At 66.7% G+C, this 22,713-nt stretch carries 24 protein-coding genes and 1 pseudogene; 4 read left to right on the top strand and 21 right to left on the bottom strand.

Annotated elements, in window-relative coordinates:
• Positions 1–13: 13 nt before the first annotated feature.
• The 4 genes and pseudogenes from ABQF13_RS01160 to ABQF13_RS01145 form a co-directional block, all read right to left on the bottom strand.
• Positions 14–1,210: a cytochrome P450 gene (locus tag ABQF13_RS01160; RefSeq protein ID WP_448390825.1), complete on the bottom strand. Its 1,197-nt coding sequence runs from the start codon at positions 1,208–1,210 to the stop codon at positions 14–16.
• The gene (locus tag ABQF13_RS01155; protein ID WP_448390824.1) at positions 1,207–2,196 is read right to left on the bottom strand and encodes an LLM class flavin-dependent oxidoreductase; all 990 of its coding nucleotides are present in this window, start codon (positions 2,194–2,196) and stop codon (positions 1,207–1,209) included. The genes ABQF13_RS01160 and ABQF13_RS01155 overlap by 4 nt, the downstream gene beginning before the upstream one ends.
• A gap of 12 nt (positions 2,197–2,208) precedes the next feature.
• On the bottom strand, positions 2,209–3,282 hold the full coding sequence (locus tag ABQF13_RS01150; RefSeq protein ID WP_448390823.1) for an NAD(P)H-dependent amine dehydrogenase family protein: 1,074 nt from the start codon (positions 3,280–3,282) through the stop codon (positions 2,209–2,211).
• Positions 3,283–3,428: 146 nt separating this feature from the next.
• Positions 3,429–3,539 (bottom strand): annotated as a pseudogene (locus tag ABQF13_RS01145) (LLM class flavin-dependent oxidoreductase); the annotation flags it as partial.
• Positions 3,540–3,682: 143 nt separating this feature from the next.
• Between ABQF13_RS01145 and ABQF13_RS01140 the strand changes: the two are divergent.
• Positions 3,683–4,789 carry an NAD(P)H-dependent amine dehydrogenase family protein gene (locus tag ABQF13_RS01140; protein ID WP_448390821.1) on the top strand — a complete coding sequence of 369 codons (1,107 nt, stop codon included), beginning with the start codon at positions 3,683–3,685 and terminating at the stop codon, positions 4,787–4,789.
• On the opposite strand, the gene ABQF13_RS01135 is transcribed toward ABQF13_RS01140, so the two are convergent.
• From ABQF13_RS01135 to rplS, 11 genes are all read right to left on the bottom strand, one after another.
• A complete protein-coding gene (locus ABQF13_RS01135; protein WP_448390820.1) occupies positions 4,773–5,261 on the bottom strand; it encodes an Rv2253/PknI dimerization domain-containing protein in 489 nt (162 codons plus the stop codon). The genes ABQF13_RS01140 and ABQF13_RS01135 overlap by 17 nt on opposite strands.
• On the bottom strand, positions 5,258–6,769 hold the full coding sequence (locus tag ABQF13_RS01130) for an MCE family protein (RefSeq protein ID WP_448391363.1): 1,512 nt from the start codon (positions 6,767–6,769) through the stop codon (positions 5,258–5,260). The genes ABQF13_RS01135 and ABQF13_RS01130 overlap by 4 nt, the downstream gene beginning before the upstream one ends.
• Before the next feature lies 1 nt (position 6,770).
• The gene (locus tag ABQF13_RS01125) at positions 6,771–7,943 is read right to left on the bottom strand and encodes an MCE family protein (RefSeq protein WP_448390819.1); all 1,173 of its coding nucleotides are present in this window, start codon (positions 7,941–7,943) and stop codon (positions 6,771–6,773) included.
• Entirely contained in the window at positions 7,940–9,286 is a 1,347-nt protein-coding gene (locus tag ABQF13_RS01120; RefSeq protein WP_448390818.1) for an MCE family protein, read from the bottom strand. The genes ABQF13_RS01125 and ABQF13_RS01120 overlap by 4 nt, the downstream gene beginning before the upstream one ends.
• Positions 9,283–10,386 carry an MCE family protein gene (locus ABQF13_RS01115; protein WP_448390817.1) on the bottom strand — a complete coding sequence of 368 codons (1,104 nt, stop codon included), beginning with the start codon at positions 10,384–10,386 and terminating at the stop codon, positions 9,283–9,285. The genes ABQF13_RS01120 and ABQF13_RS01115 overlap by 4 nt, the downstream gene beginning before the upstream one ends.
• A complete protein-coding gene (locus ABQF13_RS01110; protein WP_448390815.1) occupies positions 10,386–11,411 on the bottom strand; it encodes an MCE family protein in 1,026 nt (341 codons plus the stop codon). Before ABQF13_RS01110 ends, ABQF13_RS01115 begins: the two co-directional genes overlap by 1 nt.
• The gene (locus tag ABQF13_RS01105) at positions 11,408–12,601 is read right to left on the bottom strand and encodes an MCE family protein (protein WP_448390814.1); all 1,194 of its coding nucleotides are present in this window, start codon (positions 12,599–12,601) and stop codon (positions 11,408–11,410) included. The genes ABQF13_RS01110 and ABQF13_RS01105 overlap by 4 nt, the downstream gene beginning before the upstream one ends.
• A 521-nt stretch (positions 12,602–13,122) precedes the next feature.
• Positions 13,123–13,428 carry a DUF2469 domain-containing protein gene (locus ABQF13_RS01100; protein WP_078020019.1) on the bottom strand — a complete coding sequence of 102 codons (306 nt, stop codon included), beginning with the start codon at positions 13,426–13,428 and terminating at the stop codon, positions 13,123–13,125.
• Between the two features lie 75 nt (positions 13,429–13,503).
• Positions 13,504–14,241 carry a ribonuclease HII gene (locus ABQF13_RS01095; RefSeq protein WP_448390812.1) on the bottom strand — a complete coding sequence of 246 codons (738 nt, stop codon included), beginning with the start codon at positions 14,239–14,241 and terminating at the stop codon, positions 13,504–13,506.
• Positions 14,242–14,267: 26 nt separating this feature from the next.
• Complete coding sequence (gene lepB / locus ABQF13_RS01090) at positions 14,268–15,101, bottom strand: signal peptidase I (RefSeq protein WP_448390811.1); 834 nt, start codon at positions 15,099–15,101, stop codon at positions 14,268–14,270.
• A gap of 86 nt (positions 15,102–15,187) precedes the next feature.
• Positions 15,188–15,529, bottom strand: coding sequence for a 50S ribosomal protein L19 (gene rplS / locus ABQF13_RS01085; protein WP_448390810.1), 342 nt, complete (start codon positions 15,527–15,529; stop codon positions 15,188–15,190).
• A 301-nt stretch (positions 15,530–15,830) separates the two neighbouring features.
• On the opposite strand from rplS, the gene ABQF13_RS01080 reads away from it, so the two are divergent.
• Positions 15,831–16,778: a serine hydrolase gene (locus tag ABQF13_RS01080; protein WP_448390809.1), complete on the top strand. Its 948-nt coding sequence runs from the start codon at positions 15,831–15,833 to the stop codon at positions 16,776–16,778.
• Here ABQF13_RS01080 and trmD read toward each other — a convergent pair.
• From trmD to ABQF13_RS01050, 6 genes are all read right to left on the bottom strand, one after another.
• Positions 16,775–17,452, bottom strand: coding sequence for a tRNA (guanosine(37)-N1)-methyltransferase TrmD (gene trmD, locus ABQF13_RS01075; protein ID WP_448390808.1), 678 nt, complete (start codon positions 17,450–17,452; stop codon positions 16,775–16,777). The two genes, ABQF13_RS01080 and trmD, sit on opposite strands and share 4 nt — an antisense overlap.
• Positions 17,452–17,970 (bottom strand): ribosome maturation factor RimM, encoded by a 519-nt coding sequence (rimM, locus tag ABQF13_RS01070; protein WP_448390807.1) that lies wholly within the window; start codon positions 17,968–17,970, stop codon positions 17,452–17,454. The genes trmD and rimM overlap by 1 nt, the downstream gene beginning before the upstream one ends.
• Positions 17,971–17,978: 8 nt before the next feature.
• The gene (locus ABQF13_RS01065) at positions 17,979–18,221 is read right to left on the bottom strand and encodes an RNA-binding protein (RefSeq protein WP_003881089.1); all 243 of its coding nucleotides are present in this window, start codon (positions 18,219–18,221) and stop codon (positions 17,979–17,981) included.
• Positions 18,222–18,229: 8 nt separating this feature from the next.
• Complete coding sequence (rpsP, locus tag ABQF13_RS01060) at positions 18,230–18,802, bottom strand: 30S ribosomal protein S16 (protein WP_448390806.1); 573 nt, start codon at positions 18,800–18,802, stop codon at positions 18,230–18,232.
• Positions 18,803–18,962: 160 nt separating this feature from the next.
• The gene (mgtE, locus tag ABQF13_RS01055) at positions 18,963–20,303 is read right to left on the bottom strand and encodes a magnesium transporter (protein ID WP_448390805.1); all 1,341 of its coding nucleotides are present in this window, start codon (positions 20,301–20,303) and stop codon (positions 18,963–18,965) included.
• 4 nt (positions 20,304–20,307) lie between these two features.
• The gene (locus ABQF13_RS01050; protein WP_448390804.1) at positions 20,308–20,727 is read right to left on the bottom strand and encodes a nuclear transport factor 2 family protein; all 420 of its coding nucleotides are present in this window, start codon (positions 20,725–20,727) and stop codon (positions 20,308–20,310) included.
• Between the two features lie 32 nt (positions 20,728–20,759).
• On the opposite strand from ABQF13_RS01050, the gene ABQF13_RS01045 reads away from it, so the two are divergent.
• Positions 20,760–21,638 (top strand): D-alanyl-D-alanine carboxypeptidase family protein, encoded by an 879-nt coding sequence (locus tag ABQF13_RS01045; protein WP_448390803.1) that lies wholly within the window; start codon positions 20,760–20,762, stop codon positions 21,636–21,638.
• Between the two features lie 168 nt (positions 21,639–21,806).
• Positions 21,807–22,643 (top strand): D-alanyl-D-alanine carboxypeptidase family protein, encoded by an 837-nt coding sequence (locus ABQF13_RS01040; RefSeq protein ID WP_448390801.1) that lies wholly within the window; start codon positions 21,807–21,809, stop codon positions 22,641–22,643.
• Positions 22,644–22,713 lie beyond the last annotated feature (70 nt).

Below are 22,713 nucleotides of genomic sequence, written 5' to 3'. Positions count from 1 at the left end.
GCGCGCAAGATGGCTAGCCGACGGTGATCGGCAGCTTGCCCCAGCCCCGTACGCTCGCCGTGTGCGCCATGGCGGCCTCCTGGTAGTCGACGTCCCACTCCGGCCACCGTTTCAGCATCTCCTCGAGGGCCACCCTGGCCTGCATCCGCGCCAGCGACGAGCCGAGGCAGAAGTGCAGGCCCTGACCGAACGACAGGTGTGATCCGGTGCGGTGGATGTCGAAGCTCTCGCCGTCGGGGTAGCGCCGCTCGTCCCGGTTGGCAGATCCGTTGAGCAACAACATCACCGAACCCTCGGGGATCTTCTGCCCATGGCTTTCGGTGTCGCGTGCGACATGGCGGGCCTGCACCGGCGACGGCGCCTGATAGCGCAACACCTCCTCGATCGCCCGGGGGATCAACGAGAAGTCGTCGACGAGTTCGCGCCGCTGATCGGGATGCTCGGCGAGCATCTGCGCGATGAACCCGATCAGCCGGGTGGTGGTCTCGTTGCCGGCACCGGCGATCATGCTGGTGTAGGTCAACACCTCGATGCGCGAAAGGGGTCGCAGCTTGCCGTCCTCTTCGACCTCGGCGTTGAGCAGCTGCGTCATCAGATCGTCCGATGGGTGCTCTGCCCGCCATTCGATGTAGTCGGCGAACAGCTGATAGGCGTTCTCGAAGGTGGCCGCCGAAACCGCCCGAAAGCTGGCCTCCTTCAGCCCGATCGACGCATCGGTGTTGTCACGGATCTGCTGTTGACCCTCCTCCGGAATGCCCAGCAGGTAACCGATGGTGCGCATCGGAATCAGCGCCCCGAAATCGCCGATCACGTCGAAACGCGAGGATCCGGCCAGCGCATCGAGCGCCCGGACACAGAACTGCCGCGTCAGGGGCTCGACGGCCTCCATCCGCCGAGGCGTGAACACCCTCGACAGCACGCGCCGGTGGAGGTCATGAAGTGGCGGGTCCTCGAACAGGATCACCCCCGGCGGGACCTCGACGCCACTCATGATGACGTCCAGCGTGGTGCCCTTGCCAGATCGGTAGGTGTCCCAGTCGTGCAGCCCCTGCGCGACATCGTCGTAGCGGCTCAATGCGTAGAAGTTGTACTTCTCGTTGTAATAGAGCGGCACCTCGTCGCGCATCCGCTTCCACACCGGGTACGGATCGTCGTCGATCGCGAAATCGAAGGGGTCGTAGTACAGGTCGACGGTACTCGCGCCGGTCATTCGTTGCTCCCTTTGGTTGTCGTGCGATTCGTGACCAATTCGCCGACGCGCTGCAGGTAGGGCCACGCGACGTCGGGCGGTATGCCGCCACACAGCGGCGAGAGGTTGAGGAGTCCACCGTTACACAGGATTTCGGTGGCCTCGGCAACGTCGATGATCCGGTGCGAGGTGAAGTCGCTGCGCAGTTGTGCGACATCGTCAGCGGCCGAGATCCCAGCCGAGGTGTCGTTACCGGGGTTCCACTCGGCATACATCTGGGCGTCGTGGAGCAGGTGCTCGCCGATCTGATCCCACGCGGCGTCGACATCATCGGCGACGAAGGTGACCGTCGGGGTGTCGGGCGGCGGAAGCAGCGTCCCGGCGGGTTCGTGCCCGTATTCGCGGCACGCGGCTTCGTAGGCTTCCTGCATACCGGTGACGCTGCCGTTCGCCAGCAGCCCAAGACCGTAGCGCCCGGCACGGCGCGCCGCCGCCAGGCTCGCACCGCCCCACATCAGCGCCGGCCCGCCGGGAGTGTGCGGCGGCGGCGACACCAGAATGCGCCGGTTGTCGTGAACGACGGCCCGACCGGTGAGCAGGCTGCGCAGCAGAGCCAGCTTCTCGTCGGCCAAGGCGCCTCGGCGCGACCGGTCGATGCCGAAATGCTCGAACTCCTCCGGTCGGTAGCCGAGCCCGAACACATATGAGGCCCGGCCGTTGCTGATGATGTCGAGCACCGCGATGTCTTCGGCCAACCGAACCGGGTCGTAGAACGGCAGGATCACCACCACGTTGAGCATCAGCCGCTCGGTCCGCGCCGCGATGGCCGACGCCAGCATCAGCGGCGCGGGCAGATAGCCGTCCTCGGACCCGTGATGCTCGCACAGCACCGCGGCCAGGCAGCCGTGCTGCTCGGCCCACGCCGACATGTCGATCGCCGCCGCATAGAGGTCCCTGCTCGGGGCGCCGAACTCAGGTGCGCGCATATCGAACCGGATCGAGAACACCACAGTCTCCGATCAGTCGAATGCGTGACGCGGCAGCGTGTTCGGCAGGTCCAGCGAGCTCAGCAGGCCGGCAGGGGCATCCACCACATAGGGGATCGCATTGACCACCCGCATCGCCGTAGCGGTCATCGCGGCGTGGCCCGCGCCGTGCCCTTCGGCGGCGCCCATGTTCATCGCGCAGTGGATGTCGGGATCGCCTTCGATGTCGACGCGGTAGGTGGCGTCGAACTCCGATGCCTGCCAATCCGGCGCCACGTCGCGCGCCATGCGGATGATGTGCTCGACGACGATGGCTTCTCGGCCGTTGACCACACCCGCGGCTCGGGTGCTCACCGCACCGCATGTGCCGGCCTTGATCGTCCCGAACGCGACCTCGATGTCGCGGTCGGTGAGACGCCGGTCGAAAGCGCCGCGTACCTCTTCGACCTCGACCCCCAGGCCCGCCGCCATCAAATGAATCGGGGCCTGCCAGGCCATTTCGATGAAACCCGGCGTCTTCATCAGCGGTTCGAAGTCGAGCGGGTGGCCGAAGCCCATCCCGTTCATCATCACATCGGCCACCGGATAGTGGTCGTTGAGCGCGACCTCGGTGACCTTCAGACACCGGATCGTCTTCGACTGGGTCGCGAGAAGCAGCGCGAGTTGGTCCGAGCCGAACCCCGGGAAGATGCCGGATGCGTAGAACGAGGCGTTGCCCGCCGCGGCCGCCTTCTCCAACTGGTCGCGCCAGTCGGGCGAGTAGTACGCGGGCGGATAGATCAGGGTCGTCGACGTCGTCGACACGACGTTGATCCCGGCCTCGAGCAGCTTGAGGTAGTCCGGCACCGCGCCGGCATCACGTTCGGGCCCGCTGGCGGCGTACACGACACAGTCGGGCGCCATGGCGATGAGCGCGTCGGCGTCGTTGGTCGCGGCCACCCCGAGCGGGTCCCCTCCGGCCAACTCCCCTGCGTCCCTACCGATCTTCTCGTCGGAATGCACCCAGACCCCGACGAGCTCGAGATCGGGTCGGCGCCGGATCGCGTCGATCGCAATCGATCCGACGCCTCCGGTGGACCAGACCACGGTTCGCAGCGGTGATGTCACGAGTCCTCCTGTCGTTCACACACATTCGCACGCGACCACGGCGCGTTGGTGGTAGGGCCAGGCGATGTCGGGCGGGACGCCGCGGTCAGCGCGTCGTGCAGCAGGTACGGGCCGAGCTCTGCCCAGGCCGCGTCGACATCATCGGTCACCGCTCCGCGCGTCTCCGCCCACGCACACATGTCGATGGCCGCCGCATAGAGGTCCGCGGCGGGTGCGCCCGCCTGGGGTGCCCGCATGTCGAACCGCAGCGTGAACATCAGCGTCGCGTCCGGCAGGGGGTGGTCACGCCGACCGACTATAACCTAAATTTTGTTCTGCTTTTCGATTTAATAGTGGATACTATTCTAAACCTCTATATTCGTACGCAGCAGCCCCTCGACGCTCCCACGAAGGAGGAGTGATGACAGACGGTAAGTACCGCGTGGTGGTCTGGTCGACGGGCGGAATCGGCGCGATCGCCATCCGCGCGATCGAGCGACGGCCCAATCTGGAGCTCGTCGGCGTGTGGGTGCACTCGCCCGACAAGGACGGTAGGGACGCCGGCGAACTGACCAACGGGGATCCGATCGGGCTCAAGGCCACCACCGACGCCGATGCGTTGATCGCGCTCGAGCCCGACTGCGTCATCTATGCGGCGAGTGGACCCGAGCGCGACGCGTTGGCGATCCCGGATTATGTGAAACTGCTGTCCGCGGGCATCAACGTCGTGACGACCAGCACCACCCACCTGATCAACCCCCGCGCTTACGAACCGGCCGAGTGGCGCGATCAACTCGCGGCCGCGGCGAAGGAAGGTCAGGTGTCGCTGTACGCGTCGGGTATCGAACCCGGGTTCGCCGCCGACTACCTGCCGCTGGTCCTGTCGACGCAGTCGAGCCAGATCGAGAAAATCTACGCCAACGAGATCGCCCTTTACGACGACTACGGGGTGGCCGACATCATGAGCGATGCAATGGGTTTCGGCCGACCTCTCGAATACGAACCGTGGATCGCGTTGCCGGGTGCGATCGCCGGCGAGTGGCAGGGACAGATCCGCATGATGGCCGACGCGCTCGGCGCCGAGGTCACCGAGGTGCGGGAGGAGTTCGACCGCCAGGTGACCAACCGCACGCTGGAGGTTGCGATGGGTACCGTCGAGGCCGGCACGTGCGGGGCCTTGCGGATGCGGGCCATCGGCATCGTCGACGGGGTCGAGGCGATCGTCATCGAGCACGTGACCAGGCTGGCGCCCGACGTCGCCCCCGACTGGCCGCAGGGAAACGGCGACCTCTCCTACCGCGTGGTGATCACCGGCCAACCGGACATCGAGTGCACGCTCACGCCCACGATCCGCGACCGCAAAAAGGCCGCGATCGAGCACATGACCTCCGGCGCGGGCGCGATGGTCGCCACCGCGATGCGGGTGGTCAACGCCGTACCGTATGTCGTTGCCGCACAGCCGGGACTACTCAGCGCGGTCGACCTGCCGTTGACGATCCCGCAGCACGCGTTCAATCCACGCGGGTGAGCGTGAACGGCATCTCGATGTCGAGCACCTTGTTGAAACCACAGGCGCCACTTGGCCCTTCGGTCCTGTCCCAGCCCACGTACTGACCGGGAACCTTCGGGTAGTCGACCCAGAAGATGAAGCTCTGCTGTCCCGGGTATGCCGTGCCGTCGATGCAGGGCTCCCAGTTCTCGATGGTGTGGGTGACTTTCCAGCGCCCGCTCAGATAGACCAGATCGCCGCTCCACCCGTGGTCGCTGACCACCCGGCCAGTACAGTCCTGGAAGGTCGTACACGTCGACGTGATGGTCCACGTCTGGTGCACGCTCTTCTCGTCGTGGCGCGAGTCGTTCGTATTCGCCCACCGGCCGTCGGAGAACGCGGTGTAGGTGCCGTTGAGCGCGACGTCGTCATGGGCGTGTGCGGGAGTTGCCGTGCCGGCGGCACACAGCACCACCGCTGCCGCCACACTCATCACCATCCGGCCCCTCATCGTGGCGCCTTGTACACCAGGTCTTGCCAATTCTTCGGCGGGTCGACGAGGTCGGTCTGCCGGCCGACCGTGCCGTCTGGGGTGGCGAACTGGCCGGTCTGCGGGTCGTAATGGGCAATCGCCACCGACGGGGCTGGCTCGGAACCCGTGGTGCCGAAGGAGTTCGGCGCCGCGGGAACCGCGGCCGGCGGCGGACCCTGCGGTGGCGGCGTGCCCTCGATCGGAGCGTGAATGTTCTCCTGAAACGTCACCCGGTCATCGGGCGGAACGCCCTGCGCGATGAGGTTCGGGTCGATCGGCGCCGGGCCCAGGGTGTGCTCGCGCATCGCGAGCGGTCGATAAGGCTCGTCGCTGTAGCAGATCTCCACCGTGGGCGCGCGCTTACCGGGCACGCCCATGCACGGCGCGTTGCGCGCACCCCGGACGACGATCGGCGAGTCCTGTGGCAGCTTGCAGTAGATGCCGTCCGGGGTGTCGAGCGTGGTGGTGTCTGCGGGGCTGCGCCAGGACGACGGCGGTAGGAACCCGACCGTGCACGGGTTGGGGTCGGCGATCTGGATGCGGAAGTCGCCCAACGGGATACCGGTCGGGTTGTTCTCGGGCGATGAGGCCAACGTGTTGGCCACAAACGGTGGCAGCAACACGAGAACCTGTTCGAGGGAAGGCCGGTAGGTGACCGCGACCTGGCCGAAGGTCGTGAGGTTGGCCAGCAGCACCGGCAGGGTCGGCTTGATCTGGTCGAATAACTGTGAGACCTCGTCGGCCGCATCGGGCCCCTGCTGCAACAGCGCGCGGATCTGCGCGTCGTTGTTCACCACCTGGCCGGTGACACCGGCCAGACTTCGCGCCCACACCTGCAACGCGTCGGTGCTCTGAGCTTGCGCGTCCAGCAGGGGCCGCGAATCCTCGACGAGGATCGCGGATGGCTGCGCCACCGACCTGAGCTCGGCCGCGATCGTCGACGACGAGTCGACCAGCGAGCCCATCTCGTAGCCCGCGCCGCCGAACGCGTCGAACGACTCGTCGATCAGGGTGCTCAAACTGTCTTTCGGGATGCTGTTGAGCAGCGCGCTGACCTGATCGAGCATCGGGCTGACCGGTTGGCCGATGCTGGTGTCCCCCACCGAGATAACCGACCCGTCCTGCAGGTACGGCGGCGAGTCGGTGCGCGGCAGCAGTTCGACGTACTGTTCACCGACCGCGGACACGCTGCGCACCTCAGCCACGAGATCCGCGGGGATCTTCGGTGAGGTGTCCAGCGACAAGGTCGCGGTCGCGTGTGTGCGGGACACGTCGACCGCCGTCACCTTGCCGATCTGCACCCCGCGATAGGTCACGTTGGCGAAGCGGTACAGACCGCCCGAGGCAGGCAGTTCCAGCTTGACGGTGAGCCGCGCAACACCGAGCAGTGTCGGCGCCTGCAGGTAGACGAAGGCCATCACCAACATGGCCACGACCGAAGCGATCGTGAAGATCACCAGCTGAATTCGGACCAACCGCGAGAGCATCTCAGCCACCGCCCCCCGGCTCCCACGGCGCCGGATCTGCGTTCGGGATCGGGCCGAACGGTGGTGAGGTACCGACACCGAGCGGGAACTTCGTGTAGTACGCGTCGTAGCCCGGATCCCCCGGTGCGGGGATCAGAGACGCCCGGTCCTGACCCAGCCCGGTGCCGAGCAGCAAGCCGCGTTTCATCCGCGAGTTGGTCAGATCGACCGTCACGAACAGGTTCATGTAGTCACCGCGCACACCGCGGTCGATGATGTTCTGGGTCAGCGGGAACGTCGGCAGATAGGCCAGCGCGCTGTCGATCTCCGGGCCGACATCGGCCAGAGCACGCAGCGTCGGCGCCAGGTTCTGCAGGTTCTTCACCAGATCGGCGTGCGTGTCGGTCACGAGCCCGGAAACGGTGTCGCTGAACCCCCCCAACCGTTTCAGAGCCGTGGTGATCTTCGGCCGCTCCTCGAGCAGGACATCGAGAGCCGGTGGAATCTTGTTCAGCGCTCGCGTGATCACGTCGCGCTGGCTGACCAGGCGTTCGGAGAAGCGGTTCAGCTCGTCGATCGTCGCGATGATGTTGTCACGCTGTTCGTACAGCGTGCCCGCGAACGTGTCGAGCCGGGTGAGCAGATCGCGCACGACACCTCTGCGGCCCGAGAGGGCGATGTTGAAATTGCCGATGATGTCCCCGATCTGGCCCAGCCCGCCGCCGTTGACGACGGCCGCCAGCGAGGACAGTGTGCGTTCGGTCGACGGGTAGGTCGAGGAATTGGTCAAGCCGATTGTCGCGCCGGGTGATAACCGACCGCTCGCAGCTTCACCCGGCGGCGGATCAAGCGCGACGTGCATCGAACCCAACAGGCTGGTCTGCCCGACGCTCGCCACCGCGTTGGCCGGCACCGCGACATCGGGCAGCACCGACAGCTCCAGATCGACATGCCAGCCGTGCAACGTCATCTTGCCGACGCTGCCGACCACGACGTCGTCGATCATCACCGGTGAATTGGACTCCAGTGTCCCAACGTTGGCCAGCTCGGCGTGATACAAGTGCGCATCCGGCCCCCGCCCGACCGCGCCGGGCAGCGGTAGCGAGTTCACCCCTTGAAATGCGCAGCCTGCGGTGCTCAGCACCACGGCCGAACCGATCGCCAACACCCGGCGTCCCGCCCGCACACCGATCATGGCGGGGTCACCTCGTTCGGCGGCGCTTGCTCGGCCGGCAGCAGCATCTCCGGCAACGTCGGCGGGCCCGCCGGCGGACTGTAGCCGGGCGGCGGAGGAACATCGCCGGCACCCGTGTACGCCGACACGGCCGGCGGGGTGTCGGGTGGTTCCGGCGGCGGACCCGGTGCCCCGGGCATCAGGCTCGGCTCGCTGTAGCGCAACATGTGCGGCGGTGGATTGGAGCTCAGAAACAGGCTGAACGGGAACGGAAGGTTGTTGAAGTTCGCCAGGCGTAATCCTGGCCCGAGGTACTGGGTACACAGCTTGGAGGTGGCCGGGGCGGTGACGTTCTCCAGAGCCCCGATCATTCCGCAGATGAACCATTCCGGGTTGGCCATGTTGTTCATCACGAACACTCCGCTGGCAGCCCCAGTGCGCGGATCGAACATGTTGACCGAGTTGGCGATCGAGTGCGGTGCGATGTGCAGAACGTTCTCCAGCTCCATGCGGTGCTCGGCGAGGTTCTGCACGACGTTGGACAGCCGCTGGATCTGCTCAGAGGTCTTGTCCCGCGTACCGTGAACGAAACGCGTTGCCTCACCGACGACCTCGGACAGGTTGGTCAGCGCCGCGTCCAGTTCCGACCTGCTGTCGTTGACCACGCTGGTCAGCGTGGCGAACCTGTTCTGGAACTGCACGATTTGTTGATTGCTGTCGCGCAGCGCGGTCACGAAAGTCTGCAGGTTCGTGATCGTGTCGACGATGTTGCCGCCACCATCGGCCAAAATCCGACCCACCCCCGACAGTTGTTCGAGTGTCTGGCGCAGCCTGGTGCCGTTGCCATCCATCGCCGACGCCGCGCTGTCGATGAACCGGCCGACCGAACCCGTTGCGGCGGCACCGGTGCCACTACCGGGCCCCAATTCCGTGGCCAGCCGCATCAGTTGTTCTTTGACCTCGTTCCACTCCACCGGAACCGCGGTGCGCTCGACCGGAATCACCGCACCGTCCTGCATCACCGGACCCGATTCGTATGCCGGTGTGAGTTGCAGGTAACGCGCCGAGACGAGGTTCTGCGCGACGATGACGGCCTTGGCGTCGGCGGGAACGGAGACGCCGTGCCCGACGGAAAGCGCCATCCTCGCTTGCGTGCCGACCGGCTCGATCGACTCGATCGAGCCCACCTTGACGCCCGCGATACGCACCTCATCGCCGGGGTATATCGCGGTGGCGGTGGTGAAGTAGGCGATGATCCGGGTCGGACGCCACACGGTCTGCGCGATCACGACCGCGATCCCGCCGACCAACAGTGCGACCAGCGTCACCGCCAGGACAAGCTGCACACCACGGCTGCGGATCATCGCGGCGGCTCCCCCCACTGTTCCCACGGCTGCGGAATGCCGTTGTACGGGAACGGAAGTTCAGCGCGTGGACCGACGTTGTCGGGGGGCTGGCCGGCGTCGACCCCGCGCCGGAACCCGAACGCGTAGTCCAGCCACGGCTGCAGCAGCTGGGCGAACATGATGTTGGGGATGTAGGCCTGGTAGTACGGGCCGTTGCCGATGGTCTCGCCGAGGGTGATCTGGAACTTCGCCAGCCCGGGAAGGGCTTTGGCGATGTTGTCGCGGTTCTTCTCCAGGATCGCGGTGACACCGTTGAGCTTGTCCAGCGTCGGCGCGAGCTCGGCCTCGTTGTCGCGGATCAGGCCCGACATCTGCTTGGACAGCGCCGAGGTGTGCACCAGCAGCTCGACGATCGCGCGGCGGCGCTCCGACAGCACCGCCACCAAGTCGTTGGCGTTGAGGATCAGCGTGTTCACCTGCGCGCTGCGGTCCGCCAGGATCGCGGAGATATCGGCACCGTGCTCGAGCAGATCGCCCAGCGTGTCGTCGCGTTCGTTCATCGCCCGGGACAGCTTGGTCACGCCGTCGAACGCCGGACCCAACTGTGGCGCGACCTCATCCAGCGTCGTCGACAGGGTGTCCAGCGACTGGTTCAGGGAAGCGGTGTCGGTTCCGGCGGTGTTCGTGGTCAACTCGCTGACGGCCTCGGTCAGCGAGTAGGGCGAGGCCGTGCGCGACACCGGGATCACGTCCACCGGCCTCATCGCGCCGTCGCCGCCGGACTCCAGGGTCAGCACGCGTTCTCCCAGCAGGGTGCCGGTGCGCACGTGCGCGGTGGTGTCCGATCCGAGCTGAACCGTCGCGTCGACGCTGAACGTCACCACGGCATGGCGTCCCCGCAGCGCGACGTCGGAGACCGAGCCGACCTTCATACCGGAGATCGTCACCTCGTTGCCCGCCGTGATGCCGCCGGCGTCGGTGAACTGCGCCTGGTACCGGATCGACGTCGCCCAGGACAGCAGCCGTTCGGGGGCGAGGCCGACCGCGATGACCAAGACCACCAGCACGGTGCCCAGGAGTCCCACCCGAACCAACTGTCTTCCTCGATATTTCAGCATCAGGGCTCGGTACACCTCCCGTTCTCCTGTTTGATCCACGGGAAGACCGCGGTCCGACCCTGCAGATCGGTCACCCGCCACTTCAACTCGCAGATGTAGTAGTTGAAGAAGCTGCCGTAGGCGCCGGTGCGCACCAGCTTGCGGTAGTTCTCCGGGGCCTTCTGCAGGCTGGTGTCGAGGCGATCCTTCTGGGCATCGAGGTGGCCGGCCAGTCGGCTCAGTTCATCGACGCTGTCCGCCAACGGCTGTCGCGCATCGGCCAGCAGCTCGGCCACCGACGCCGTGCCGTTGTTCAGCGCTTCGATGGCTGTTCCGATCGGATCACGTTCGGCGGCAAGCGCGCTCACCAAAGTCTCGAGCTGCCCGATCGTGTCGGAGAACTTATCGCCCTCTTTGGTCACGGCCGCCAGCAGCGTGCGCAGGTTGTCGATCAGCGCCTGGATCGTCTTGTTGTGCTCGGCCAACGCCGCGGCGAAGCCCGACGTGTTGGAGAACAGGGAATGCAGCGTGTTCTCCTGGCCCTGGAAGATCCCGATGATCGACGCGGACAGCGCGTTGACATCCTGCGGATTGAGTCCCCGCAGAACCGGTTTGAGCCCGCCGAGCAGCAGGTCGAGGTCGAGCGCGGACCTGGTCTGGTCCTTCGGGATCTGTCCGCCGGGCGGCAGCGGTGTGCCCGCGGGACCCTCGATCAACTCCAGGTAGCGGTCCCCGACCAGGTTGAGATAGCGCACCGCCGCACGCGTGCCGGTGGTCATCGCGACGTTCGGGTCCGCGTCGAACGCCACGACCACCGACTTGTCCGGTTGCAGTTCGACGCTGTTCACCGTGCCGATGCGCATGCCCGCGACCCGCACCGATGCCCCTGTTTCGAGCCGGGATACGTCGGCGAACACCGCCGAATAGCCCTTCCTCGAACCGGTTTGGTACTGGCCGAAGATGAAGAACAGCGAAGCCGTCAGCATGATCATCACCGCCGCGAAGACCGCGAACTTGATCAGCGTGGGGCGAAACGACTGTCTCATCCGGGTTGACCGACCTGCGCGGTGTTGCGGGGCGGGCCGGCGGTCTCGGTGTCGCCGAACATGATCTGTTTGATCAGGTCGGAATTGAGCACCACACCCGGATAGGTGCGCCGCCACGGGTTGGTCCCGGTGTCGGCGACGACGTACGGCGCAACCGCTTCGAACGGGAGGTTCGGCAGCCCGGTGCACTGCGGCCCACCCTCCGCACCGGCCTTGGGCAGGTCCAGCGGATAACGGTATCGTTCCTGCGCCCAAAGGAATCCGGCCAACACCACCACGCCGGGCTCTTTGAGCGGGGGCACGTGTGTCGCCTCGACCATGCCGGACAGCGCACACCACAGCGCCTGGTTGTACTCGTTGAGCAGATCGGTGGTCGGCACCAGCAGTGCCAGCACATCGGTCAGCGGTTGACGGTTCTCAGCCAGCACCTGATCGCCGATCTCGGCCAGACCCGTCACGCTCACCAGTGCCGCGTCGAGGTGGGACTGTTGGTCGACGATCGAGTCGCTGATCCGCGCGGCGTTGTCGGCGATCGTCACGAAATCCGGTGCCACATCGGCGTATCCGCGCACCACGCCCGGCGCCGTTTGCAGGTCGGCTCGAAGTGCGGGAAGGCTGGGTTCGAGCGTGGCCAGATAGGCGTCCAGATCCGACAGCATCTGGCCGAACTTCTCGCCGCGGCCGCTGACTGCGGACGCGATCGCGCCCAGCGTGGCATTGAGTTTGGCGGGCTCGACCTTCGACAGCACCGAGGTCAACTGCTCGAATACGGTGTTGACCTCGACCATGACGTGCTGTGCGTCGATCACCTGACCAGCTCGCAGCGACTCCGTCGACGGGTGATCGGGAAAGACGAACTGGACCTGCTTGGCACCGAATACCGTCGGCGAAGCGATATCGACCCACGCGTTGGCCGGTATCGCGTGCAGCCGCGCGGGGTCCATGTCGAGGTGGATCGCCGCTTCGCCGCCGGGCAATTCTTCGATCGAGGCAACGCTGCCGACCTGCACCCCGCGGACCTTGACCTTGGCGTCCGGGTTCATCACCAGGCCGGCGCGTTGCGACAGCACCGTTACCGGCACGGAATCGGTGAAGCTGCCGCGGAAGAGGCTCCCCGCCAACACAACTACCACCACGACCACGACGAGGGCGATCAAACCCACCAGTGGACGTAGCAGCGTTCGTGTCATCGATGGGCTCCGCACACGCAGTGCACCGAGCGGCGCCACGGCGTTCGGTTCGACAAGCCGGTCGCACCCCCATCGCGCGTTAGACGACGGTGCAGCACTTTACGCCGGAACACATCTTTGGGTCAACAGCTCACCGCGCAACACATACCGCAGTTCGGTTGCCCCGCCAACCCCCATCGGGCACACCGACCGGCATCATTTGCTATATGAACGCAGACCATGGTTCGACGCAGGCAAAGGCTATGGGCAAGACAAATCTGAGTTATCTGTCTTGCGCGTGAAACGCCGCGACAGCTTGTGTCCGAGACCTTCGTCAGGCGGCAACGCCCGCCGTCGCGGAGCAAACCTTAGGTCGGCAACGTAAAACGGCGGCACGGCGGCGACCCGCGCTCGACCTTCATGATCGCCGGAAGAACCGCCCGCGACGTCCGAATGGCAATTTTTATACAAATAGGCCGGCCGGTAGGTCAGCCGGCGACAGCCCTTGCGGCCGTGTCAATTCCAGGCAGACCCCCGGCCTGCTACTCGGGCAGGCGCAGCTCGGGCTTCTCGACCTCTTCGATGTTGACGTCCTTGAAGGTGATCACCCGGACTTGCTTGACGAACCGCGCGGGCCGGTACATGTCCCACACCCAGGCGTCGGCCAGCCGCAGCTCGAAGTAGACCTCACCGTCGGTGTTGCGGGGCACCAGCTCCACACTGTTGGCGAGGTAGAAGCGGCGCTCGGTCTCCACGACGTAGCTGAACTGCCCGACGATGTCCTTGTACTCGCGGTAGAGCGAGAGCTCCATCTCGGTTTCGTACTTCTCGAGATCTTCGGCACTCATCAGCTCAGCTGTCCTTCATATCGGTCCCACCGGCACGTCCGCTCGTCGCACATCCGGTATTCGTCAATTCTCCCATTACCCGACTTCGATGCACTGATCCGGCTCACCCCCGTCGCCTGCCGGTCCGGTCCTCAACTCGGTGACCACTTTGATCCCCGTCCTGGTGGCCACCCGGCGCACGTTGATGAACGAGTGGCGGTGCTGGATGCACGGCCCGAGTTCGGCCAGTGCGGCGCTGTGCGCCGGGGTGCTGTAGCCCTTGTGGTCGGCGAAGCCGTAGCCGGGATGCTCGGCTTCCATCTCGACCATCAACCTGTCGCGGCTGACCTTGGCCAACACGCTGGCCGCCGCGATACACGCCGCGGCCGCGTCACCGCCCACCACCGGCAACGACGGTGTCGGTAGGCCCGGTACCCGGAACCCGTCGGAGAGCACGTAGCCGGGCCGCACCGACAGGCCCGCCACCGCGCGGCGCATGCCCTCGATATTGGCGACGTGCACGCCGCGCCGATCCACCTCTTCGGATGGGATGAACACCACGTGATAGGCCAGCGCGTATCGGCAGATCAGCGGAAAGAGTCGCTCGCGTTCCTTGGCGTTGAGCTTCTTCGAGTCGTCGAGGGCCGACAGGCTCTCCAACCGGTTGGGCCCGAGCACACATGCGGCGACCACGAGCGGTCCCGCGCACGCCCCGCGACCGACCTCGTCGACGCCGGCCACCGGCCCGAGGCCGCTGCGGTACAGCGCGGACTCCAGCGTTCGCAGGCCCGATGATTTGCGGATCACCGTTCGCGGAGGCCATGTCGGCGGCAACAGTAACTCTCCTACTGCGTCGGGACTCAGGTCTGCGGGTTCACGCTTCCCACGCCACCCCACCGCGACGGGGGCCAGGCAATGAAGCGCGCCTTTCCGATGACATTGTCCACCGGCACGGTGCCTGCCATCGGATCACCGGTGCACAGGATTCCACGCTGCGCATCGGCGGGGGTGTTGGTGCAGTGCGCGCGCGAGTCGGCCGAATGGGTGCGGTTGTCGCCCATCATCCACAGCCTGCCCTCGGGCACGGTCACCGGTCCGAACTCGGGGCCCAGACACTTGTAGAAGTTCGGGTCCGGCACGTTCATCGTTTCGCGGTCCAGGTACGGCTCGTCGAGTGGCTCGCCGTCCACCGTCAGCCCGGTGCTCTCGCGGCACTGCACGGTCTGTCCACCCACCGCGATGATGCGCTTGACGAGGTCGTTCTCGTCCGGCGGGACGAACCCGATGACGGACAACGCGTTCTGCACCCAGCGCACCGCGGTATTGTCCGACCGGATCGACTTGTAGCCGATGTTCCAGTTCGGCGGGCCCTTGAACACCACCACGTCGCCGGGTTCGGGCTCGGTGAACCGATAGGTCATCTTGTCGACCATGATGCGGTCGCCGGTGCAGCCCGGGCAGCCGTGCAACGTGGGCTCCATCGACTCCGACGGTATGAGGTAGGGCCGCGCGACGAACGTCAGCATCACGTAGTAGAGCACCAGCGCGATCGAGACGAGGATTGCGAATTCCCGCAGCGCGCCGCCCTTTTTCTTGGGCTTTTCGGGTTTCTCGTCCGTCGGGTCGGCGTCGGAAGCGGTGGTGTCGAGTTCGGGCTCGGCCGACGAATCATCGGGCGCAGTGGGTCCGGTCACCGCATCAGGGTAGCCAGCGCGTTGTTCATCACCGCGCCGTGAGCGCTCCAATGATCAGAGTCCGCGCGCGAGCAGCCGACGAAACGTCAGCGCTTTTCCTTGATCTTGGCCTTCTTGCCGCGCAGTTCACGCAGGTAGTAAAGCTTGGCGCGGCGGACGTCGCCGCGGGTGACGACGTCGATGTGGTCGATGTTGGGTGAGTGCACCGGGAAGGTCCGCTCGACGCCGACGCCGTAGCTTTCCTTGCGCACGGTGAAGGTCTCGCGGACGCCGCCGCCCTGGCGGCGCAGGACGACACCCTTGAAGACCTGGATGCGCTCCTTGGAGCCCTCGATGACCTTCACATGGACGTTGACGGTGTCGCCGGCGCCGAAGTCCGGGATGTCGTCGCGCAGCGACGTCTGATCGACGAAGTCCAGCGTGTTCATCGGTGACACTTCCTTGCTGTCGGGCTGCCGGCGCCGCGGTCGCCGTTGCGACGCGTGGCCGAGCCGATGGATCGGGCGTATGGGGTGTATCTCGCAGTGGGCAGAACCAGCCTGCACAGACAACTGCTCAATTGTGCCAGATGGGCGTCGGATCTCTGAAATCCGGTGAATGCCGTGGCCAGGTCGCCGGGACGTGGCGATGTCGGCCGAGCAGTTGGGCGCCGTCGCGGTTAGGCTGCCTGACAGAGGGTATGGCGCTGAGATGGGTGCCGATGGTGCGGGCGAGCCGCGAAGGAGGGCAATGCGACGGTTGCCGTCGAAGCTGGTCACGGCGCTAGCGGCGACCAGCGTTGCGGTGCTCGGGTGTTCGGGATGCGAGGCCAAGGTGTACGGCACGCCTCCCCCGCCCGCCGAAGCCCCCGTTGTCGTCATCGCGCCGCAGGGCCGCATGGCTCCGCTCCCGGAAGCCCCGCCCGGCGAACTCCCCGCGTCGTTCGAGGGGCTGCAAGAGCGGACCGAGCAGGCCACCGCGGCCGCTGCCGCGGCCGGCGCCGACATCACGGTCACCGTGCTCGATCGCAACACCGGTCAGGTGGTCTCCAACGGCAACGCCATGGCGATGCCGATCGCGTCGGTGGTCAAGGTGTTCATCGCCGACGACCTGCTGTTGCAGGTGGCCGAGGGCAAGACACAACTGTCCCCAGAGGACCGCGAGTCCCTCGACGTCATGTTGCGGGCGTCCGACGACAGCGCGGCCGAGGTCTTCTGGAATCGCAGCGGCGGCAGTGACGTCATCGCCCGGATCAAGGACCGCTACGGCCTGAACGCCACCACCGCGCCCTACAACGGGCGCTGGTACAACACCTTGAGCACGACACCCGACCTGGTCCGCTACTACGACATGTTGCTTTCCGGCGCCGGCGGGTTGCCGTCCGAGCAGGCCGACGTCATCCTGTCCGCCCTGGCGGAGCACACCCCGACCGCGCCGGACGGCACCGTGCCCGGCGGCGTGTATCCGCAGCGGTTCGGCATCCCCGACGGGCTCTACGCCGAACCCGTCGCGGTCAAACAGGGCTGGTTCTGCTGCTGGGACGCCGGGAACTGGGTGCACCTGTCGACGGGCGTGATCGGGCCGGACCGACGTTACGTGATGGCGATCGGCTCGATGCACCCCACCGACGACGCGACCGCGCGCAACACCATCACCGAGGCCGTCAAGACGATGTTCCCCGGCGGCCAGATCAACTAGTCGAGCAGGTCCGGGCGGCGCTCCCGCGTGCGCTGCAGGCTCTGCTCGCGGCGCCAGGCCGCGATCTTGGCGTGATCCCCCGACAGCAGGACCTCGGGCACGTCGAGGCCGCGCCAGCTCGGTGGCCGGGTATAGCTTGGCCCCTCCAGCAAGCCGTCGGAATGCGAATCTTCTTGGTGTGACGCGGGATTGCCCAGAACCTCGGGTAGCAGGCGTACGACACTTTCGATCATCACCAGCGCCGCCGATTCACCGCCGGGTAGCACGTAGTCACCGACCGACACTTCCTCCACCCGCATCCGGCGCGCTGCATCCTCCACGACGCGCTGGTCGATGCCCTCGTAGCGCCCGCAGGCGAACACCAGGTGCTTCTCGGCGCTCCAACGTTGCGCATCCCGCTGGGTGAACAGCCGACCTGCCGGGGTCGGCACCACCAGAAGCGTTTCCGGCGAACATATTTCGTCGAGTGCATCGCCCCAGACCGTGGCCTTCATCACCATGCCGGGGCCACCGCCGTAGGGCGTGTCGTCGACGGACCGGTGCACGTCGTGGGTCCAGCGCCGCAGATCGTGCACCGCGAACGCGACGATGCCGGCGTCGATCGCCTTGCCGGGCAACGATTGTCGCAGCGGGTCGAGATAGTCGGGAAATATGGTCACCACATCAATGCGCATCAGCCCAGCTCCAGCAGGCCCTCGGGCGGGTCGATCTCGACCACACCGTCGGCCAGCGACACCGACGTCACGATCGCGCTCACGAACGGCACCAGTATCTCTCGGTCGCCGTCCCGTACCGCGAGCAGTTCGCCTGCGGCGGTGTGTAGCACCTCGGCGACCGCGCCGACGTGCGCGCCGTCGGTGGTGCGGACAGCCAACCCTTCGAGTTGATGGTCGTAGAACTCGTCGGGGTCATCGATGGGCGGCAGTTCGGCTGCGTTCACCAGGAAAAGGGTGCCCCGCAATGCGTCTGCGCCGTTGCGGTCGCTCACCCCGACGAGGCGCACCAGCAGCCGATTGCCGTGCGGGCGTACCGATTCGATTTCGTAGCGCTGTTCGGATCCGCCTTTGGGGGGCCGGCCGCGCAGCGACGCACCGGGAACGAACCGCTCGTCGGGATCGTCGGTGCGGACCTCGACGACGAGCTCGCCTGCGACGCCGTGCGCCTTGGCGACCCGCCCGACAACCAGGTCCATGGAAGCGTCTACTGGTCGGTGTCCACCACGTCGACGCGGATGCCCCGACCGCCGATCCCGGCAACCAGCGTGCGCAGCGCGGTCGCGGTGCGGCCCCCGCGCCCGATCACCTTGCCGAGGTCATCGGGGTGGACATGCACCTCGACGGTGCGGCCGCGCCGGCTGGTGACCATGTCGACGCGGACATCGTCGGGGTTGTCCACGATTCCGCGCACCAGATGCTCGACGGCGTCGACGACGACTGAGCTCACGGCCGCGCTCAGCTCTCGGCCGGCGCGGACTCGCCTGCGGCGTTCTCCGCGGCGCCGGCCGTGGTGGCGTCGGCGCCTTCAGCTGCCGCCTCAGATGCGTCCTTGGCGCCGGACGGATCGGCGGTGGCCTCGGCTTCGACCGCCTTCTTGGCCGACTCCTCGCTCGCCTTGTCCGCCGCCTTCTTGGCGGCGGGCGCCTTCTTCTTCTTGGGCTGGGTGGCCTCAGTGCTGGGGCCGCCCTCGGCCTCGGCCAGCGCGGCGTTGAACAGGTCCAGCTTGCTGGGCTTGGGTTCCTTGACCTTCAGCGAGCCCTCGGCGCCGGGCAGACCCTTGAACTTCTGCCAGTCGCCGGTGATCTTCAGCAGCGCCAGCACCGGTTCGGTGGGCTGGGCGCCGACGCTGAGCCAGTACTGGGCCCGCTCCGAGTCGATCTCGATGAGGCTGGGGTCTTCCTTCGGGTGGTACCGGCCGATGACCTCGATCGCGCGGCCGTCGCGCCGGGTGCGCGCGTCGGCGACGGAGATGCGGTACTGGGGATTGCGGATCTTGCCAAGCCGGGTGAGCTTGATCTTGACAGCCATGGTTAAGCGACTTCTCCTGTGATTGCCACGCTGGCAATTCAGCAACCTGGGCGGGATGCCCGGGTCCGGTTTTGCCTTACGTGTGTGACCGCCGCACGGCCGTGGCCGTGGGCAGACAGCCGCCCATTGTGCCAGAACCGGGCGATCCAGCGGAAATCGGTCAGATGCCCAGAACGGCCCTGGCGATCAGGAAGTACATCAGCAGCCCGGTGGCGTCGACGAACGTGGTGATGAACGGATTTGAGAACACCGCCGGATCAGCGCGAACGGCACGGGCCAGCAACGGCATCGCGCCGCCGACCGTGGCGGCCATCGTGCACACCGCCAGCAGGGTCAGCCCGATCACCGTGCCCAGCTGGCGGTCATAGACCGCGGTGGTCAGCAGAAACGCCACCGCGCCGAGCAACAAACCGAGCGAGACCCCGACCTTGAACTCGCGTGCCAGCACCTTGGCGATATCGCGGGGACCGACGTCACCCAGCGCCAGCGCCCGCGTCACCGTCGTGGCGGCTTGATTACCGGTGTTACCTCCGGTGCCGATCAGCAACGGTACGAACAGGGCCAACGCCACCACCTCGCTCAGCGTGCCTTCGAAAACCGACAGCACCTGCACCGTGAGCGTCGCGCCGATAGCCAGCACCAGTAGCCAGACCACGCGGGCGCGCACCAGCGCGCCGACCGGGCTGGCCAGGTAGGGGCGCCGCAATGGTTCGGTGCCGCCGATACGGGCTTGGTCCTCGGTCTCGGCGGATTCCAGAATGCGCAGCGCGTCGTCCACGGTGAGGATGCCGACCAGCCGCGACTCCTTGTCGACCACCGGAAGCGCGAGCAGCTTCAGATCAGCGCACCGCCGCGCCGCTTCCTCGGCGCTGTCGGTGGCCCGCGCAAAGTACGCGTGCTGCATGATGTCGCGGATCGGCGTGTCGGGCGCTGCGCTCATCAGGTCGCGCAGGCTGACGATGCCCACGACGGCGCGCTGGTCGTCGGTCACGGGCAGCGTGTACACGGTCTCGGCGTCGGCCAGGCGCTGGCGAACCGCCGAGAGCGCTTGCCCGGCAGTCAGATCCGTGCGCAGCGCGACGAACTCCGGGCTCATCCGCCTGCCGATCGACCCCGGCGGATAGCCGAGGATGCCGGCTGTCATATCGCGTTCGGGCGCAGGGAGCCCCCGCATCAGCCGTCGTGCGACCGATGCGGGCAGCTCATCGAGCAGCTCCACCCGGTCATCGGGTTCCAGACCGGCGAACAAGGCCGCGACATCGTCGTCGTCCTGCAGCGCGCGCACCAGGTCGCTCTGCAGGCTCGGATCCAACGCTTCGAACACCCGCAGCGCCTGATCCTTGGCGAGCAGCCGGTACAGCACGGCGCGATCGGTGCTGTCGTGGCGCTCGAGCACCTCGACGGCCTCCGACGGCGTCAACGCGCGCACCGCCGCCGTCAGCTCCGTCAGATCGGTGAGGCCCAGCGCCCGCTCGATGGTGCGGACCCGCTCGTCGCTCATCGGGTCACACCAGCTTGTCGAAGCACTTGGTCTCGACCCGCCGGGTCATCCGCCAGCCCTGCGAGGTGCGGACGAACTCGTCGTCGTACCAGAGGCCGCAGAACAGGATCTGGCCCTGTTCCCCGCCCATCACCATCGGGTTGAAGCAGATGGTCCGCGACGACGCGGTGTCACCGGCGATGCGGACCTCGAAGTTGCCCAACATGTGGGCATAGGCCGGGAAGTTCGGCAGCACGTCGGCCAGCCACGCTTTGACTTGCGGATAGTGGCCGTCGATGCCGCCCATCGCCCGGTAGTCGATGTAGGCATCTGAGGTGAACACACGATCGAGGTCGTCGAACCGGCGTTGGTCGATGGCCGTCGAGTAGTCGATCAGCAGCTGCTGGATCTCCAACCGATCCGAAATCTCTTCCAGGCTCAACATGGGTCGATTCAACACGACTAAGCTGCCTGCCCATGCGAAGGCTGTTGATCGGCTTCACGGCCGCCCTGTGTCTGCTCCTCGGACAGTCCGCGACGGTGATTGCCGCGCCGCTCGGCGTCGAGCAACCCGCGGGTTCGGTGCCCATCCCGGAGGGCCCAGCGCAGGCCTGGCTCATCGCCGACATGGACACCGGCGCCGTGCTCGCCGCCCGCGACGAGTACGGCCAGTACGCCCCCGCCAGCACCATCAAGGTGCTGTTGGCGCTGACCGTGCTCGACGAGCTGCCGCTGGACGCCACCATCGTCGCCAACGAGGCCGACACCAAGGTCGAGTGCAACTGCGCGGGTGTGACGCCCGGCATGGTCTACACCACGCGTCAGCTTCTCGAGGCGCTGCTGTTGGTGTCGGGCAACGACGCGGCCAACACGTTGGCCACCATGCTCGGCGGCCATGACGTCGCGTTGACGAAGATGAACGCCAAGGCCGCGTTGCTCGGCGCCTACGGCACCAATGCCGGGTCACCGTCGGGGCTGGACGGTCCCGGCGTCGCGATGTGGTCCTCACCGCACGACTTGGCGGTGATCTTCCGCGCCGCGATGGCCAACCCGGTGTTCGCCCAGATCACCCGGCAGCCGACCGCTGTGTTCCCGACCAAGAACGGCGACCGCGTGCTGGTCAACCAGGACGAGCTGCTCGAGCGCTACCCCGGCACCATCGGCGGCAAGACCGGCTTCACCGACATCGCCCGCAAGACGTTCGTCGGCGCCGCCGAACGTGACGGCCGCCGGCTGGTCGTGGCGTTGATGTTCGGCATGGACAAACCCGGGCAGCCGACCTACTGGGACCAGGCCGCCAACCTGTTCGACTGGGGTTTCGCACTGGACCCGAACAAGAGCATCGGCTACCTGTAACCAGCTCACTCTCCGCGCGAGCAGACGCAGAAGCCCCTCTTCGAGGCGCGTTCTGGGGCCTTCTGTGTCTGCTGGCCGAATAGAAACCGCTGCCTGCGCCACGAAAGTTGCCGAATCGCAACACTTTCGAGACCGCGACGGCGACCGCGGTGAATACGCTCGGCGCCCATGCGAAAGCTGCTGGCCGCGTTGGCCATTACGCTGTCGGCAGCCGTGGTCATGGCAACCCCGGCGCCCGCGCAGCCCGGCGTCGAACCGTCGGGCGCCGTCACGCTTCCGGGCGGGCCGGCGCAGGCGTGGGTGCTCGCCGACCTCGACAACGGCCGAATCCTGGCCTCCCGCAACCCATATGCGTCGCATCCACCGGCCAGCACCATCAAGGCGTTGCTGGCGATGGTCGTGCTCGACCACCTACCGCTCAACGCGGTGATCCGCGCCAGCCAGGCCGCCGCCGACGTCGAATGCTCCTGCGCCGGCGTCAAAGCCGGCCGGCTGTACACGGTGCGTCAGCTGCTCGACGGTCTGATGCTGGTATCAGGTAACGATGCCGCGAACACGCTGGCCGACGGGCTCGGTGGCTACCGTGTCGCGGTCGCGCGGATGAACGCCAAAGCCGCGGCGCTGGGCGCGCGCGCCACCCGCGCCTCCTCACCGTCGGGTCTGGATGGGCCGGGGATGGAATCGGCCACCACCGCCAACGATCTGGCCGTCATCTACCGCGCGGCGCTGCGGTATCCGGCGTTCGCGGCGATCGTGCGCCAGCCGTCGTCGCTGTTTCCCACCGACAACGGGCCCAAGACCATCACCAACCAGAACGAACTGCTCAAGCGCTATCCCGGCACGCTGGTTGGCAAGACCGGCTACACCAACCTCGCCCGCAAGACCTATGTCGGTGCGGCCCAACGCGATGGGCGCCGGCTCGTGGTGGCGCAGCTGTACGGCAGCGGGGATCTCTACGGGCAGGCCATCGAGCTGCTGGACTGGGGCTTCAGCCAGTACCGGTGACCGTTTCCTCGGCGACCAGACGCAGAAGCGTGCAAATCTGGCCAAGAATCGGCCATTCTGTGTCTGCTCG

It is taken from the genome of Mycolicibacterium sp. XJ879 (assembly GCF_053483935.1).
Note: the sequence above shows the minus strand (reverse complement) of the source record. Positions and strands in the feature narration are given on the sequence as shown.

Bases quoted from the DNA above. Each gene is read 5' to 3' on its own strand.
- ABQF13_RS01160 (WP_448390825.1), bottom strand. From the start codon at position 1,210: ATGACCGGCGCGAGTACCGTCGACCTGTACTACGACCCCTTCGATTTC.
- ABQF13_RS01140 (WP_448390821.1), top strand. From the start codon at position 3,683: ATGACAGACGGTAAGTACCGCGTGGTGGTCTGGTCGACGGGCGGAATC.
- ABQF13_RS01135 (WP_448390820.1), bottom strand. From the start codon at position 5,261: ATGAGGGGCCGGATGGTGATGAGTGTGGCGGCAGCGGTGGTGCTGTGT.
- ABQF13_RS01130 (WP_448391363.1), bottom strand. From the start codon at position 6,769: ATGCTCTCGCGGTTGGTCCGAATTCAGCTGGTGATCTTCACGATCGCT.
- ABQF13_RS01125 (WP_448390819.1), bottom strand. From the start codon at position 7,943: ATGATCGGTGTGCGGGCGGGACGCCGGGTGTTGGCGATCGGTTCGGCC.
- ABQF13_RS01120 (WP_448390818.1), bottom strand. From the start codon at position 9,286: ATGATCCGCAGCCGTGGTGTGCAGCTTGTCCTGGCGGTGACGCTGGTC.
- ABQF13_RS01115 (WP_448390817.1), bottom strand. From the start codon at position 10,386: ATGCTGAAATATCGAGGAAGACAGTTGGTTCGGGTGGGACTCCTGGGC.
- ABQF13_RS01110 (WP_448390815.1), bottom strand. From the start codon at position 11,411: ATGAGACAGTCGTTTCGCCCCACGCTGATCAAGTTCGCGGTCTTCGCG.
- ABQF13_RS01105 (WP_448390814.1), bottom strand. From the start codon at position 12,601: ATGACACGAACGCTGCTACGTCCACTGGTGGGTTTGATCGCCCTCGTC.
- ABQF13_RS01100 (WP_078020019.1), bottom strand. From the start codon at position 13,428: ATGAGTGCCGAAGATCTCGAGAAGTACGAAACCGAGATGGAGCTCTCG.
- rplS (WP_448390810.1), bottom strand. From the start codon at position 15,529: ATGAACACGCTGGACTTCGTCGATCAGACGTCGCTGCGCGACGACATC.
- ABQF13_RS01080 (WP_448390809.1), top strand. From the start codon at position 15,831: ATGCGACGGTTGCCGTCGAAGCTGGTCACGGCGCTAGCGGCGACCAGC.
- trmD (WP_448390808.1), bottom strand. From the start codon at position 17,452: ATGCGCATTGATGTGGTGACCATATTTCCCGACTATCTCGACCCGCTG.
- rimM (WP_448390807.1), bottom strand. From the start codon at position 17,970: ATGGACCTGGTTGTCGGGCGGGTCGCCAAGGCGCACGGCGTCGCAGGC.
- rpsP (WP_448390806.1), bottom strand. From the start codon at position 18,802: ATGGCTGTCAAGATCAAGCTCACCCGGCTTGGCAAGATCCGCAATCCC.
- mgtE (WP_448390805.1), bottom strand. From the start codon at position 20,303: ATGAGCGACGAGCGGGTCCGCACCATCGAGCGGGCGCTGGGCCTCACC.
- ABQF13_RS01050 (WP_448390804.1), bottom strand. From the start codon at position 20,727: ATGTTGAGCCTGGAAGAGATTTCGGATCGGTTGGAGATCCAGCAGCTG.
- ABQF13_RS01045 (WP_448390803.1), top strand. From the start codon at position 20,760: ATGCGAAGGCTGTTGATCGGCTTCACGGCCGCCCTGTGTCTGCTCCTC.
- ABQF13_RS01040 (WP_448390801.1), top strand. From the start codon at position 21,807: ATGCGAAAGCTGCTGGCCGCGTTGGCCATTACGCTGTCGGCAGCCGTG.